The sequence below is a fragment of the Fictibacillus sp. b24 genome (genome assembly GCF_030348825.1).
GTDB lineage: Bacteria > Bacillota > Bacilli > Bacillales > Fictibacillaceae > Fictibacillus.
Genome location: NZ_JAUCES010000005.1, coordinates 1,620,951 through 1,634,168, shown reverse-complemented (window position 1 = coordinate 1,634,168; position 13,218 = coordinate 1,620,951). Strand labels below are relative to the sequence as shown.

The following is a 13,218-nucleotide window of genomic DNA, read 5'->3' as shown; positions in this document are numbered from 1 at the left end:
TGCATTTTTCCTTCTTCTGCACATATCCATACATAGTGTGATTGGCAAAGGAGGTTATCTATTGTGATAGTTAAGGCAACTGCACCTATTTATGCAGAGCGCGCAGCAAAACTTATTGAGCTAACAGGAAGCTTTACAGAATCTATCTATTTAAAAAAAGGGGATCGCACCGCTGATGGAAAAAGTTTTTTGGGCATTATTGCACTATCCATCTATCCAGACGATCCCGTTGAAATTATTTGTGATCCGCCTAGTACTCAACTAAAAGAAAGAATACTATCTTCTGGACTTTTCTCAAGCTGTAATTCATAAGGTTTACTATTTACTAGTTATCATTTTATTACAGCCGCTCATTTTTGGCTAATTTTCCCTTATGCGGCCACTTATCAAAGTGGTTTTGTATCATTTGTATAACAGCTTTATTGAAAAGCTAAAGCGGAAGCTAGCATTCTAAAACGAAATCAACCACTCCTAAGAACAATAAGGTTATATAAAAATCCATATAAGTAGCCGGGATTAATTCCTCGGCTTTTTTTCATTCACCTATTTATTAAATTGATTCTCATTTAAGAGGTGTCTTCCTAATCCATATCACTGTATTAAGCTTATTAATCAGTTAAATTATATATAAAAATGCACTTACTTCTATTAAAAATGAATTGGCGGTATACTAAAAAGAGGCATATAACTATTTTTATAAAAACGGATTTTTGAATAAGGTGGGTACAGAATGGAAGCTGCTCTACTAGGAAGTGTTTTATCTGCATTAGCAACCGGATTTGGTGCTTTGCCTGTTCTCTTCTGGTCACAGGTAACACACCGGTTCCGTGACATCTTGCTTGCCTTTACAGCAGGCATCATGGTCGCTGCATCTACTTTTAGCTTGATTCCTCAAGCTTTAAAATTATCAAACTTAACTGTGCTGACAATTGGGATTACACTCGGTACCTTAACACTATTGGTTTTAGAAAGATTCGTTCCGCATGTTGATCTCGATCATTCTAAAATCTTTAAAGGCATTGATTCAAAGGCTTTTCTTGTTATTGCTGCGATAACACTGCACAATTTACCTGAGGGACTTTCTGTTGGTGTCAGTTATGCGAGTGATAATACAGGACTGGGCGGTTTGATTGCATTCGCGATTGGTCTTCAGAACGCACCTGAGGGAATGCTTGTGGCACTTTTTTTGATTCATCAAAAGATGAACAGAATAAAAGCGTTCGTTATTGCAACGTTAACAGGTGCTGTTGAAATCGTCACCGCGATGCTTGGCTATCTTTTAACTTCGTATGTGGAGAACCTTGTGCCATATGGTCTTTCTTTTGCAGCCGGTGCTATGCTCTTTATCGTATACAAAGAGCTCATACCTGAAAGCCATGGAGACGGCCACGCGCGTTCTGCTACATTATCATTTATTGCGGGGCTATTGATCATGATCTACTTAACACAGATTTTCGGATGATAATAAAAGGCTGTTAAAAGACCTTTTTAAAATGGCGTAATTAAAAACTGGCCCTGCATCGGACCAGTTTTTTTATGCGTAATCAATATTCATAATTTCCGTGACTTTTAGGATATGCATCTTATCGGCCTCATCCATCACACGTAATTCCTTTTTGAATTCATCTACGTAATGAACCTGCCCCTTAAGCTCAGCACTTCTTCCTTTTTCAAAATACGTAAACTTTAATGTTTGATTCTCCTCCATCGCGACACAGATTGTCTCATTAAATTCTTCGTACTTTTGTTCATCTAGTTCGGGTTTTCGCTCGTAATCCAGACCGTCCTGATGTTCTCTTAACATTTTCACGTGTTCCGGCAGCATCATCGCCGTCCACTTAATAGTGCCTCTGTCACGAATCACTGTTCGCCCTCCTCCCTATGCCTTATGTCCGCCTAAAAGCCGGCTTCTGTATAAAGCTGTTCCTCCTTTTGTATAGGAAACAGCCCGCAAAAGAGAGTTGGAGCCGTGTTTTTGCCGAATATCGTCCATCACATAGCCAATTTTTCTTTTTTGTGGATGATCTAAAGAAAATAAAGTAAGCTGTGTTTCTGTATCTTCAGAGACGTTGGAAAGAGCGATTGAAATCTTGCGCACCGTCTCTCCCTGATAAAAAGTCCGAAGCAAATCCAGACAAACTTCATAGAGCTCCATCGTAATATTAGTTGGCTGATCGATTGATTTGGAACGGTGGAAGCCTCCTCCTCCTTCATCTTTGCTGTATCCTAATCCAAAGCTGATGGTCCTTCCTGCTTTTCTTGCCCGTCTAGCACGTCTTGCCACCTCTTCACACATCTCTAAAATGACATGTTTAATCTCGTTTAAATCTGTGTAATCTCGCAGTAAGATCTGGCTCTTTCCATAGCTGATCTGTCCTTGAAGAATAGGAGCTCCGATCTCAGACAGATCCACTCCCCATGCATGATAGTAGAGCTGATTTCCCATAACCCCAAACTTTTTCTCTAAAAGCTCCAGCGGATAGTGTGCCAGATCACCTACTTTTACAATCCCCATTCTGTTCAGCGTACGTTCCACCCGCGATCCGATACCCCACATCTGACTTAAAGGAGCTAGAGGCCATAGCTTCGTTTCTACATCTTCGTATCGCCATTCGGCTACGCCTTTTTTCTTTGCCTCTAGATCTAGACAAAGCTTTGACATGAGCATATTTGGACCGATTCCGATTGCACACGGTAATCCAAACTCTCGCCAGATGTCGCGGCGGATTCTTTCTGCGAGTTCTTGTGCGGTTCCCCATAATTTTTCTGTTCCATCGGCTTGAAGAAAACTTTCATCTACGCTGTATGTGTGTATGGACTCAGGCGGAACATAACGGTGCAGCAGTTTCGTGATCTCCATCGATCTCTCTAGAAAAAAAGCCATCTGTGCGTTTACGATGATGATGTCTTTATTTTTGGGGATTTCAAAAAGCCTGCTTCCTGTTCGGATACCAAAATCGGCTTTTAATCGCGGAGAAGCAGCAAGCACGACACTGCCTTGCCGTTCTGTATCCCCTACTACTGCCAAATGACACGTCAGCGGATTTAATCCTAAGCGCACAGCAGCACAGCTCGCATAAAAACTTTTCATATCCATACATAAGATGGTGCGCTTTGGCATTTCATCATAGTTCATTTGTCACAACTCCTTCGCCTTTTACGAACATCTGTTCCTTATATGTATACCCATTTTAACCGAATGTATGTTCTTATAACAATGGTAATTTTTTCAGCAAATTTTGCAGATTGACGTTTTTTACTCAAAAGTCTAGGATTTATAAGGAAAGACAGGTGGAAAAATGGACCGCTCTTTGTTAAGAAAAATGATTGTAAAAGCGTTGAAAGATTACTTATGGGAAGAAGAAGATTGCATATTAACAGATACTGAATGGAATGAGCTTGAGGAGAAGATCCTGGGGCAGATGAGCGAAGTGGATCAGAAAGAGGCTGTTTATACTATCATTCAAGACGTTGTTTATGAATTTTTTACAAATAAATAAACAGGTTCTGTATGAAAACAGAACCTGTGCTAAGTTAGGAGATTGAATCTGAGATCAATGTGGAGTTTCGGGTAGCAACCTCGAGTTTTAAGCTTCAATCCACATATTTTGGCCTTCAATCCACTAGTGCTCTTGATTCTCTTAATATGATGCTATACTTCCCACTCAATTAGTTAACATAATATAATTATAGTCGTCTACTTTTGACGAAACGATTTTCCGCCTAATGTTTCGATCAATTTTGGCATCACTTGGTACATTGTGCTCCCGACATTCATCCACCAAGGCAGATTAATCTCACGTACAGGACGTTCCAACGCCTTTACGATTTTTTCGGAAACATGGGAAGGCTGGAGCATCATTTTTTGAACATTTTTTACGTAATTTCCTGACTGGTCCGCAAGCGTAAAGAAATCTGTCGCTATTGGTCCCGGATTGATGGTTGTCACGTAGACCCCCTTATGAGCAACTTCGAGGCGCAACCCGTTTGAGAAACCTAGAACAGCATGTTTAGTAGCTGCATACACGCTTGATTTCGGTGTTGAGATCTTGCCGGCTTGTGAAGCGATATTCACGATGTGTCCGCTCCCTCTTTGAAGCATATGAGGTAGAAGTGCTCTCGTACACGCCATTAAACCGAGAACGTTCGTTGAAAACATACCCTCAATATTCTTCCAAGGTGACTCGGCAAATTCTTCGAAGATACCGTAGCCAGCGTTATTCACTAAAATATGTATGTGTGGATGTTCTTTTAAAATCTCCGAGAACACCTCATCCACGGTTTCTTGGTTTGACACATCCAGTATGTAGTATGGTGCCGTGATATTGGTTTCTTTTAAGATCGTTTCCTGTACTGCTTTTAGCTGATCTTCTCTTCTTGCAGTCAGGATGGGGATAGCCCCTTTTTTAGCAACATCCATAGCAAGGCGGGCACCAAGTCCCCCCGATGCTCCTGTGATCAAAACGACTTTTCCGTTCAGTGTATTCATCTTACAACTCCTGTTCTGCGATAATAAAAAGTTGCTTCCTCTTTATCTATTGACACTCTTCCTTCAGATTCAAGAAGGTCAAGGTGGCCTGCAACTTCCGAGACAACCAAACCCAGCTGCTTTTCATATAATTTAGGAAAAAGACGTGCACACAGCTCAAATACGGTCAAAGGCTCATCACTTAACAAATGTTCAAGAGCTTTTGCCCGCTCATTATGATCGAGAAGTCTTTTCCTGATTAAATCGTGAGCGTTCGTAAAAGGTTCGCCATGACCAGGATAAACCATTTCTAAATGTAACGCTAAAAGATGTTGAAGAGTCTCACGGTATTGAAGCAGCGTTTTAGGACGCTCGGTTCCACCCATTGGTGGCGGTTCTAAGAGAGCATTGGATGAAATATGCGGCAAAAGAACGTCACCGCCGATTAAGATTCCTTCACTTTCACTGTAAAGCGACAGATGGTCTGGCGCATGACCAGGCGTCTTTAAAAAGACAAATCCTTCATGACCAGGAACCGCATCCCCTGGTGCGGGAAGAATATCAGGAACGAATGGGTTTGAAAACGTTCGATATTTACGGAGCTTTACCAATTCGATTCTGCCTAGTGAATTGGGTACTCCAAAAGAATCATAAAGGTTCATATAAAACGATTCTGCCCACTCCGTAAATTCACGGTCCACGCTAACATAAGGAACAGCTTCTTGCAGCATGAGTGTAGGAACACCAAAATCCTGAATCTCTTTTGACAGTCCGGCATGGTCCGGGTGATAGTGTGTACAAATATATTGATCTAGATCTTTAAAAGTGAGTCCGTGTTCCTTTAGGGAAGAAATAAGAATTTCTCTGCTTTCTTCTGTTTTTGCACCGGAATCAACAAGTGTAACTGCATCACCTTTTAGGAGGACACAGTTGACAGGCCCTACATCAAATGGTGTAGGCAAAATGATCGGGATTATGGTTGCTTTTTTCGTCATCTTTTCCTCCAATTAAAATAACTAGTTGACATACATATAGAAATCATAGCATAATGTTTTTTAAAATATAAAAAGAAATGCCAATTATGGCCAATAAATAAATGCGTTGAAAGGGATTAGTAAGCTACTTCCCCCGTTTATAGAGAGTGGAATCCATAGGCTGCAAGATTTCACCGGAAAGGAATTGCCGAACCTGCCCTGGAGCAGTCTGGAGAAATCTGGCGCAGTTCTGCGATAAAGACATCTTGAGCGGGCAAGCAATAATGCCAACAAAGGTGGTACCACGGATCACTCCCATCCGTCCTTTAATTTAGGACTGGGAGTTTTTTTTATACTCAAAAATTGAGGAGGGATCGATCGTGGGAAAAGAAAAAATGGCTTTTATTGGTGCTGGTTCAATGGCTGAGGCCATCATGGAAGGATTAATCAAAACAAAAAAGTGGCGAGCAGATTTAATTACGATAAAAAACCGCAACAATACGAAACGAGTTAAAGAACTTGAAGATAAGTATGGTGTGATACCTGCCTCATCGATAGAAGAAGCAGTAGTGAATGCAGATATCATTATTCTTGCCGTAAAGCCAAAAGATGCGTATAGTGCGGTCGAAAGCATTAAACCGTTTGTTCAAAAGCATCAGCTCATCATTTCCGTAATGGCTGGCATCGCTTCAGAAACCCTTACAGAATGGACAAATCAAGAGAATCCAGTAATCAGAGCCATGCCAAATACATCAGCATCAATTGGATACTCAGCAACCGCACTTTCAGCTGGTATATACGCCACAAAAGCACATGTTGAAAAATCACTTGAACTGTTTAAAACGATCGGGACGGTTACACTCTTACCTGAGGACAAACTACATATCGTGACAGGTCTTTCAGGAAGCGGCCCTGCTTACATTTATTATATTGCTGAAGCTATGCAAAAAGCTGCTGAAGAATTAAACCTTTCTCAGGAAGAAGCGAAAACACTTATAACTCAAACCTTTCTCGGTGCAGCGCTTATGCTGAAACAAACAACAGAATCCCCAATCGAGCTTAGAAGAAAAGTCACTAGCCCCGGTGGCACGACTGAGGCTGGGATTTGCAAGCTTGATCAATATCACGTTCAAGATGCTTTTTTAGCTTGTATCAAAAAAGCGGTAATGCGCTCAGAAGAATTAGGAAAGATGAATGGATGATATGGATGATGTTAACGGTCTGTCTCTTGAAAGGAGATACTCTTAAAAACACGATTTGGGCTTAACGTTATCGTAACAACGACACCTTTTTCAGAAGAGCCTTTCTTGATCCACAGCTTAAACCTTTCGATATTATCTCCATTTTGTGTCAACGTTCGACCAACGTATAAATAATCTACAATATCGTAATCGGGGTAACGTTTACCTGTTTCAAAAACCGCAAGCCGGCCCCATTTAGCATAAGCGGGTTCCTGTGTGCCTGGATATGCAGCTGAAACTGCAATCGGAACGGAAGTGAACAAAAGAAAGCTTGTCAGAACTAAAGAACATAATTTGAAGGGAATTTTCATAAGTCATACACTCCTTTTTTATTATTTTGCTCCATTTTTCTAGATACTTCTGCGAAAATTGACGATTAGAAAAAATTGACAAGCCCTTGCCCTGGTCTTTATCATTTAATATAGAGAGCTAGATTTAGGGAGGGATTTATGTGGCAGAAGTAGAAATTTCCCAAAGATACCTTGAATTGCGCGTTCAGTTTGAAAAGTTCACAAAACGATCTCTTACTGAAAAAGAGCTTGTTTTTATCCATTGGCTGACAGAAAAAGGGGCCAGTGTCGAAGAACATAAAGCAGAAGAAAAGAAGAAGCGTTCCAGACGCAGAAAATAACTTGCCCTTCCTGATTATAGGAAGGGTTTCTTTCATTTCCAATATGTTTCATTATCACCTATACTGTCTATAATCTTAAATTTCTCTTGGAGGGTACTGTATATAATGACTTATATTTTTGCTCACAGAGGTTCTAGTAAACATTGTCCTGAGAACACAATGGCAGCCTTCAAAAAGGCATATGAAGATGGTGCAGACGGTATCGAACTAGATGTACAGCTTTCTAAAGACGGTATTCCTGTTATCATTCATGATGAAAAATTAGATCGTACCACAAATAAGAAAGGCCATATCATTGAATATACATATGAAGAGCTAACCAAGACAGATGCAGGAAGTTGGTTTTCAAAATCATTTAGCGGTGAGCATGTCCCCTCTCTGCAGGTATTTTTAGAGTGGATTTCCCCTCTTCCCATGCTGTTAAATATTGAATTAAAAAATAACATTATTGAGTATAACGGACTGGAAGAAAAAGTGCTGCAGCTATTGCATCATTATGGAATGGAAGAACGAACGGTTATCTCATCGTTTAATCACTACAGTTTAGTCAAGATCAGAAAGATGAACGCATATATCGAGACCGCTCCCCTCTATTCTTCTGGTTTATATGAACCATGGGAATATGTAAAAGCAGTCTGTTCACAAAGTGCTCATCCAAACTACAAATCACTGCATCCATACATCATGGAAGGCTTTAAACGAAATAATATTCCAGTACGTCCTTATACAGTTAACAGTCAAAAATGGATGAATTATTTTTTTGAATGGGGTACACAAGCCATTATCACAGACTATCCCCTCATTGCAAAACAACTGTTAAACAATCCATCAACAAAAACAAAGAGCAGATTTCTTCAAAAATGGTGGTAAAACGAATTACAATGAACGTGAAGGACGAGTGAACATTACTGCGTCAAAAGGAAAAAGGAGTTGTTTATTATTCAACCGTTATTGTTTCAACCGCTAACGATTCGTAACGTTACGTTAAAAAACCGTATCGTTATGTCACCTATGTGTATGTATTCTTGTTACGATCAAGATGGAATAGTAACACCATGGCATATTACTCATTACACCTCAAGAGCAATCGGTCAAACAGGCTTGATCATGACAGAGGCAGCCTCTGTAAGTCCTCAGGGACGAATCAGCCCGGAAGACTTAGGGATATGGGATGACAGCCATGTGGAAGGGTTGTCTCAGCTCGTGAAATCTATTCAGGATAATGGTTCAAAAGCCGCTATTCAGATTGCACATGCTGGACGAAAAGCGATGATTGACGGACCCATCATTGCCCCATCTGCCATAGCTTTTTCAGATAACATGAAAACACCGGAAGAAATGACTCTGCAGCAGATTGAAGAAACGGTGAATCAATTTAGGGCTGCTGCAAAAAGAGCGAAGACAGCAGGCTTCGATGTGCTCGAGATCCACGGGGCACACGGCTATCTGATTAATGAATTCCTTTCACCTCTATCCAATAGAAGAAGCGATTCTTATGGAGGAAGCCAGGAAAACCGCTACCGTTTCTTAAAAGAGATCATCGCCGCAATGAGACAAGAGTGGGATGGCCCATTATTTGTTAGGATTTCAGCAAATGATTATCACCCTGAAGGGAATACCCCAGAAGATTTCGTAACGTATGCGAAGTGGATGAAAGAAGATGGTGTTGACCTTGTTGACTGCAGTTCAGGAGCTGTTGTGCCAGCGAAAATCAACACATTCCCTGGCTATCAAGTTCCTTTTGCGGACAAAATTAAAAACGAAGCAGAAATCGCTACTGCTGCTGTAGGATTGATAACGACTGGCAGCCAGGCAGAAGAGATTCTGCAAAACAACCGTGCTGATCTCATTTTTATCGGCAGAGAATTCCTTAAAGATCCGTATTGGCCACGATCAGCGGCAGAGGACCTTGGAACGGAACTTCAAAGTCCAAAACAATATGAACGCGGCTGGTAACGCGTAGATAGGAAACTGGCTCTTCTGATAGAGCCAGTTTTTGTTTTATATAGATTGACTGACTATTTTTATGTGATGACACTCGTTTTTTATGTGATGAGGTTCATTTTTTATGTGATCACGGTCGATTTTTATGTGATGAACATCATATGAACTCCAAACCGTCTTACTCGAACATCTCTCTATCAATGGACTCTTCTATTAGCGAGTCCAACGAGCCATTTATATAATAAAACACATAAAAGCAGCCAAGTTCCGCCAGCAGCAAATCCCCCAAGAACATCTGTTGGGAAATGAACACCTAAATAAACCCTGCTAAAGCCCACTAAACCAATAAAAAGTGCGGTAAGAAAATAAATATATTTTCTATAAGCGCGCAAAAATGCATAGTTTTGAACGAGCAGATAAGAAAGTAATCCAAAAAAAGCGATGGAAATCATAGCGTGACCGCTCGGGAAGCTATACCCCGTTATTTCAATAACACGATCATACATAGGTCTGTCTCTCTCAAACCAATTCTTAAACCATTGATTTTCAAAACGAATTCCAAAAAGGCATACACCTAAAACAAATGGCTCTATCCATTTTTTTTCGCCGACGAGCCAGATCACAGCAAAAAAGATAAAAATTGCATACTGATAAGGCTTTGATGCTGAGTTTGTGAAAAATGTAAAAACATCAATTAAAACAGGCTGGTGAATGTCAGAAATGTTTTTCATCGCCCAGACATCAAATATTTCTACTCTGGACTGTTTATAAATAAATGCAAACATAATAAAAAGGCCAAGACAAACAGCAGTTAATACAACCGTTTTGATCAAGCTTTTTTTTGAGATCATAATATCCTCAGCTCCTGCTACTTATTTCCCCTTTTAATGATCCCTTCACCATGTTTCCTTTCGATGGATGATAATACATCATGAAGCAAAGCATCTTTTTCGTTCTTTTCTACAGAGAATAAATCAAGCTGATAAGTCGCATGTTCCTTTTCGACCACTTCTGTAGCAGTGATGCCCAAAAGACGGACTGGATCATGATTCCAGTGACGATGAAAGAGATCTAGAGCTGTTTTTTGTATTTCAACAGAATGCTGAGTAGCATTCGGAAGCATCTTACTTCTTGTGATTGTTTTTCTGTCACTGTATCGAATCGTGATTGCAAGTGTTAAGGCAACATACCCCTTTGTTTTTAATCGAGTTTCAACTTTTTCCGCTAATCGTTTAAAAACGGATTCTGCTTCTATTACAGAGAGTAAGTCTTCACTTAATGTTGTTGAACTCCCGATAGATCGATAATCACTGGCAGAACTAGGGTCTACAGGGCGGGGATCGATGCCATTTGCTCTTTCTTTCATTTTGATTCCGTTAATTCCAAAACGGTGCTTCAGCTCATAATCAATAGCTTCTGCTAAATCTTTAACTGTAAATATTCCGTATTTATTTAACTTTTCTTCTGTTTTCTTTCCGATTCCATGCATCTCACCTACTTGCAGCGGCCATAACTTTTCAGGAAGATCTCTCTTTCGAAGAACGGTGATACCCAGTGGTTTTTTCATATCTGAAGCTGTCTTTGCTAAAAATTTATTTGGTCCAATACCAATGGAACATGGTAAGTTCAGCTCGTTCTGCAGTCTTGTCTGAATCTCTTTTGCCAATTCAAGCGGATGTACGCAGTCTGTCACATCCATATACCCTTCATCGATAGAAACAGGCTCTACCCATTCTGTATATTCTTGTAAAAGCTGAAACATGCGTGATGAATATATTTTATATGTTCCAAAGTCTGGCGGAACAACAACAAGATTTGGACAAAGCTTTCTCGCTTGCCAAAGAGGCATCGTGGTTCTTACTCCTCTTTCTCTTGCCTCGTAGCTGCAAGTCACAATGATACCTTTACGTTCCTCCACATTTCCGGCTACAGCAACGGGCTTTCCTCGGAGATCAGGGTTCTCGGCCATTTCTACAGAAGCATAGAAGCTGTTCATGTCAACATGAAAGATGATTCTTCTTTTAGACACTGGTGACTGATGCACATGAACACTCCTTTTGAAATATTTCTATTAGTATATGTTAGCGGACAAGCTTTAAAAACAAAAGAAAAAGACAAGGTATCTACCTTGTCTCATGAAGCCGCTTTCCTGTATCTTCTACCCAATCCACAAATTCTTCACCATGAAAATGTTTATTTAAATCTTTATGTAATTGAATTAGCTCGCGATAAAACTCTCGCTTGCTTCCGTCTTCCAGCCATTTTTGAAGGAATCCGTAAATTTGGCAGTTGAAACTTGTTGATTCTTTATGTTTTTCCAATCCTTCTTCTGTTAAGTAAACATAGGAAATACGACGGTCTTCGTTCTTTTTCTCTAATCTAACAAAACCTTTGTCTTTTAACCGCTTTATAACCTGCATAACGGTTGATACATCCCACAATCCATAATAAGCGATCTTAGAAATCGTAATATCTTCTTCGAGAGATACAATCCATAAAATATGCTGCTCTGCTTGTGTTAATCCAATCGCTTTTGCTGATTTCTGCCAATCTTCTTCTAAAACTTTATACACACCACGCATATAATTTACCATCATATGCATGTCCGATAATTGACTCATCCCATTTCCTCCCCCGAAATAAGATTTCTTAAATTACCAATATTTTCATCTATATGATAAAAACATCTTACATAAATCATAAATACAATGTCAACTTTTAAGTGATAATTTATTGATAAAAGTATTAAAAACAGGCAACATGTCCTATAAAAGAACAAAAACTTGGCGAAAATCCGCCAAGTTTCGTCATAAGTTATTTCATTCGCTAGCTGCTACATCTATAACAGCTAGTACCATCTCTGCTGTTTTCGTCAGCTCTTCAATAGGCATTCTTTCGTTTGTTGTATGGATCTCTTCATAACCAACAGCTAAATTAACTGTTGGAATACCATGACCTGCAATAATGTTAGCATCACTTCCACCACCGCTATGAAGAAGTCTGTGTGGACGTCCAATCTTTTCCGCTGCCTTTTTCGCAATCTCAACAACGTGATCTCCATCACCAAATTTAAATCCAGGGTACATAACTTCAACTTTAACATCAGCACGTCCGCCAAGTTCAGCAGCAGCAGATTCATATGCATCTTTCATTTTAGCTGTTTGCACTTCCATTTTTTCATTGATTAATGAACGAGCTTCAGCTAAGACAAAAACTGTATCACAAACGATATTTGTCTGCTCTCCCGTTCCTCCACCATGGAAATGTCCGATGTTTGCCGTTGTTTCTTCATCAATCCTGCCAAGAGGCATACGAGCAATCGCTTTAGCAGCAATTGTAATAGCTGATACACCTTTTTCAGGAGCTACACCCGCGTGAGCTGATTTCCCATAGATTGTCGCTCGAACTTTAGCCTGTGTTGGAGCTGCAACGATAATATCTCCTACCGGTCCGTCACTGTCTAACGCAAAGCCGTATTTTGCTGTGATCTTTGACGCATCCATCGCTTTTGCGCCTACTAATCCTGATTCTTCTCCAACTGTAATAATAAACTGGATATCACCATGAGCTATGTTTTGCTCTTTCAATACTTTAATTGCTTCAAACATTGCAGCAAGTCCCGCTTTGTCATCTGCTCCAAGAATCGTTGTACCATCTGTTACTACATAACCATCTTTAATAGATGGTTTAACCCCAATACCAGGAGTGACTGTATCCATATGAGAAGTGAAATAGATCGTATCTACTCCCTCTTTGTTTCCTTTTAATGTACAAATTAAGTTTCCTGCGGCGTGGTCTGTTTTTGACTCCGCATCGTCTTCGTACACTTCTACACCAAGCTCTTCAAACTTCTTTTTAAGTACGATCGAAATTTCCTTTTCGTGTCGAGTTTCAGAATCAATCTGAACGAGCTCTAAAAATTCGTTTAACAAGCGGTCTGCATTTACCATTATGTATTTC

The 13,218-nt window shown here is 40.0% G+C and carries 16 protein-coding genes; 7 read left to right on the top strand and 9 right to left on the bottom strand.

The window, feature by feature from the left end; translation table 11 throughout:
- Positions 1-63 precede the first annotated feature (63 nt).
- Both QUF49_RS08395 and QUF49_RS08390 read left to right on the top strand, forming a co-directional pair.
- A complete protein-coding gene (locus QUF49_RS08395; RefSeq protein ID WP_289495221.1) occupies positions 64-312 on the top strand; it encodes an HPr family phosphocarrier protein in 249 nt (82 codons plus the stop codon).
- Between the two features lie 418 nt (positions 313-730).
- The gene (locus tag QUF49_RS08390; RefSeq protein ID WP_289495220.1) at positions 731-1,462 is read left to right on the top strand and encodes a ZIP family metal transporter; all 732 of its coding nucleotides are present in this window, start codon (positions 731-733) and stop codon (positions 1,460-1,462) included.
- Positions 1,463-1,534: 72 nt separating this feature from the next.
- On the opposite strand, the gene QUF49_RS08385 is transcribed toward QUF49_RS08390, so the two are convergent.
- On the bottom strand, positions 1,535-1,864 hold the full coding sequence (locus QUF49_RS08385; protein WP_289495219.1) for a YolD-like family protein: 330 nt from the start codon (positions 1,862-1,864) through the stop codon (positions 1,535-1,537).
- 15 nt (positions 1,865-1,879) lie between these two features.
- Positions 1,880-3,136 carry a DNA polymerase thumb domain-containing protein gene (locus QUF49_RS08380; protein WP_289495218.1) on the bottom strand — a complete coding sequence of 419 codons (1,257 nt, stop codon included), beginning with the start codon at positions 3,134-3,136 and terminating at the stop codon, positions 1,880-1,882.
- Positions 3,137-3,299: 163 nt separating this feature from the next.
- Here QUF49_RS08380 and QUF49_RS08375 point away from each other — a divergent pair, with 163 nt between their 5' ends.
- A complete protein-coding gene (locus tag QUF49_RS08375) occupies positions 3,300-3,500 on the top strand; it encodes a YqzH family protein (protein ID WP_289495217.1) in 201 nt (66 codons plus the stop codon).
- 197 nt (positions 3,501-3,697) lie between these two features.
- On the opposite strand, the gene QUF49_RS08370 is transcribed toward QUF49_RS08375, so the two are convergent.
- Together QUF49_RS08370 and QUF49_RS08365 are read right to left on the bottom strand one after the other, a co-directional pair.
- Positions 3,698-4,489 (bottom strand): SDR family NAD(P)-dependent oxidoreductase, encoded by a 792-nt coding sequence (locus tag QUF49_RS08370; protein ID WP_289495216.1) that lies wholly within the window; start codon positions 4,487-4,489, stop codon positions 3,698-3,700.
- A complete protein-coding gene (locus tag QUF49_RS08365) occupies positions 4,486-5,463 on the bottom strand; it encodes an MBL fold metallo-hydrolase (protein WP_289495215.1) in 978 nt (325 codons plus the stop codon). The genes QUF49_RS08370 and QUF49_RS08365 overlap by 4 nt, the downstream gene beginning before the upstream one ends.
- Positions 5,464-5,819: 356 nt before the next feature.
- Here QUF49_RS08365 and proC point away from each other — a divergent pair, with 356 nt between their 5' ends.
- The gene (proC, locus tag QUF49_RS08360; RefSeq protein ID WP_289497612.1) at positions 5,820-6,644 is read left to right on the top strand and encodes a pyrroline-5-carboxylate reductase; all 825 of its coding nucleotides are present in this window, start codon (positions 5,820-5,822) and stop codon (positions 6,642-6,644) included.
- An 11-nt stretch (positions 6,645-6,655) separates the two neighbouring features.
- On the opposite strand, the gene QUF49_RS08355 is transcribed toward proC, so the two are convergent.
- Positions 6,656-6,994, bottom strand: a complete 339-nt coding sequence (locus tag QUF49_RS08355; RefSeq protein ID WP_289495214.1) for a DUF3889 domain-containing protein — start codon at positions 6,992-6,994, stop codon at positions 6,656-6,658.
- Positions 6,995-7,134: 140 nt separating this feature from the next.
- Between QUF49_RS08355 and QUF49_RS08350 the strand changes: the two genes are divergently transcribed.
- The 3 genes from QUF49_RS08350 to namA all read left to right on the top strand — a co-directional run bounded on the left by QUF49_RS08350 (position 7,135) and on the right by namA (position 9,270).
- The gene (locus tag QUF49_RS08350; RefSeq protein WP_289495213.1) at positions 7,135-7,314 is read left to right on the top strand and encodes a hypothetical protein; all 180 of its coding nucleotides are present in this window, start codon (positions 7,135-7,137) and stop codon (positions 7,312-7,314) included.
- 105 nt (positions 7,315-7,419) lie between these two features.
- Positions 7,420-8,184: a glycerophosphodiester phosphodiesterase gene (locus QUF49_RS08345; RefSeq protein ID WP_289495212.1), complete on the top strand. Its 765-nt coding sequence runs from the start codon at positions 7,420-7,422 to the stop codon at positions 8,182-8,184.
- Between the two features lie 69 nt (positions 8,185-8,253).
- Positions 8,254-9,270 (top strand): NADPH dehydrogenase NamA, encoded by a 1,017-nt coding sequence (gene namA / locus QUF49_RS08340; RefSeq protein WP_289497611.1) that lies wholly within the window; start codon positions 8,254-8,256, stop codon positions 9,268-9,270.
- 185 nt (positions 9,271-9,455) lie between these two features.
- On the opposite strand, the gene QUF49_RS08335 is transcribed toward namA, so the two are convergent.
- From QUF49_RS08335 to QUF49_RS08320, 4 genes are all read right to left on the bottom strand, one after another.
- Positions 9,456-10,109, bottom strand: a complete 654-nt coding sequence (locus tag QUF49_RS08335) for a phosphatase PAP2 family protein (RefSeq protein WP_289495211.1) — start codon at positions 10,107-10,109, stop codon at positions 9,456-9,458.
- Positions 10,110-10,126: 17 nt separating this feature from the next.
- Positions 10,127-11,302 (bottom strand): DNA polymerase IV, encoded by a 1,176-nt coding sequence (locus tag QUF49_RS08330; RefSeq protein WP_289495210.1) that lies wholly within the window; start codon positions 11,300-11,302, stop codon positions 10,127-10,129.
- 79 nt (positions 11,303-11,381) lie between these two features.
- Positions 11,382-11,879, bottom strand: a complete 498-nt coding sequence (locus tag QUF49_RS08325; protein ID WP_289495209.1) for a MarR family transcriptional regulator — start codon at positions 11,877-11,879, stop codon at positions 11,382-11,384.
- 198 nt (positions 11,880-12,077) lie between these two features.
- Positions 12,078-13,208 (bottom strand): M20/M25/M40 family metallo-hydrolase, encoded by a 1,131-nt coding sequence (locus QUF49_RS08320; protein WP_289495208.1) that lies wholly within the window; start codon positions 13,206-13,208, stop codon positions 12,078-12,080.
- Positions 13,209-13,218: the final 10 nt, after the last annotated feature.

Coding starts and splice junctions, on each gene's coding strand:
- QUF49_RS08370 (WP_289495216.1), bottom strand. CDS start 4,489: ATGAATACACTGAACGGAAAAGTCGTTTTGATCACAGGAGCATCGGGG.
- QUF49_RS08335 (WP_289495211.1), bottom strand. CDS start 10,109: ATGATCTCAAAAAAAAGCTTGATCAAAACGGTTGTATTAACTGCTGTT.
- QUF49_RS08375 (WP_289495217.1), top strand. CDS start 3,300: ATGGACCGCTCTTTGTTAAGAAAAATGATTGTAAAAGCGTTGAAAGAT.
- QUF49_RS08325 (WP_289495209.1), bottom strand. CDS start 11,879: ATGAGTCAATTATCGGACATGCATATGATGGTAAATTATATGCGTGGT.
- QUF49_RS08320 (WP_289495208.1), bottom strand. CDS start 13,208: ATGGTAAATGCAGACCGCTTGTTAAACGAATTTTTAGAGCTCGTTCAG.
- QUF49_RS08380 (WP_289495218.1), bottom strand. CDS start 3,136: ATGAACTATGATGAAATGCCAAAGCGCACCATCTTATGTATGGATATG.
- QUF49_RS08390 (WP_289495220.1), top strand. CDS start 731: ATGGAAGCTGCTCTACTAGGAAGTGTTTTATCTGCATTAGCAACCGGA.
- QUF49_RS08345 (WP_289495212.1), top strand. CDS start 7,420: ATGACTTATATTTTTGCTCACAGAGGTTCTAGTAAACATTGTCCTGAG.
- QUF49_RS08365 (WP_289495215.1), bottom strand. CDS start 5,463: ATGACGAAAAAAGCAACCATAATCCCGATCATTTTGCCTACACCATTT.
- QUF49_RS08355 (WP_289495214.1), bottom strand. CDS start 6,994: ATGAAAATTCCCTTCAAATTATGTTCTTTAGTTCTGACAAGCTTTCTT.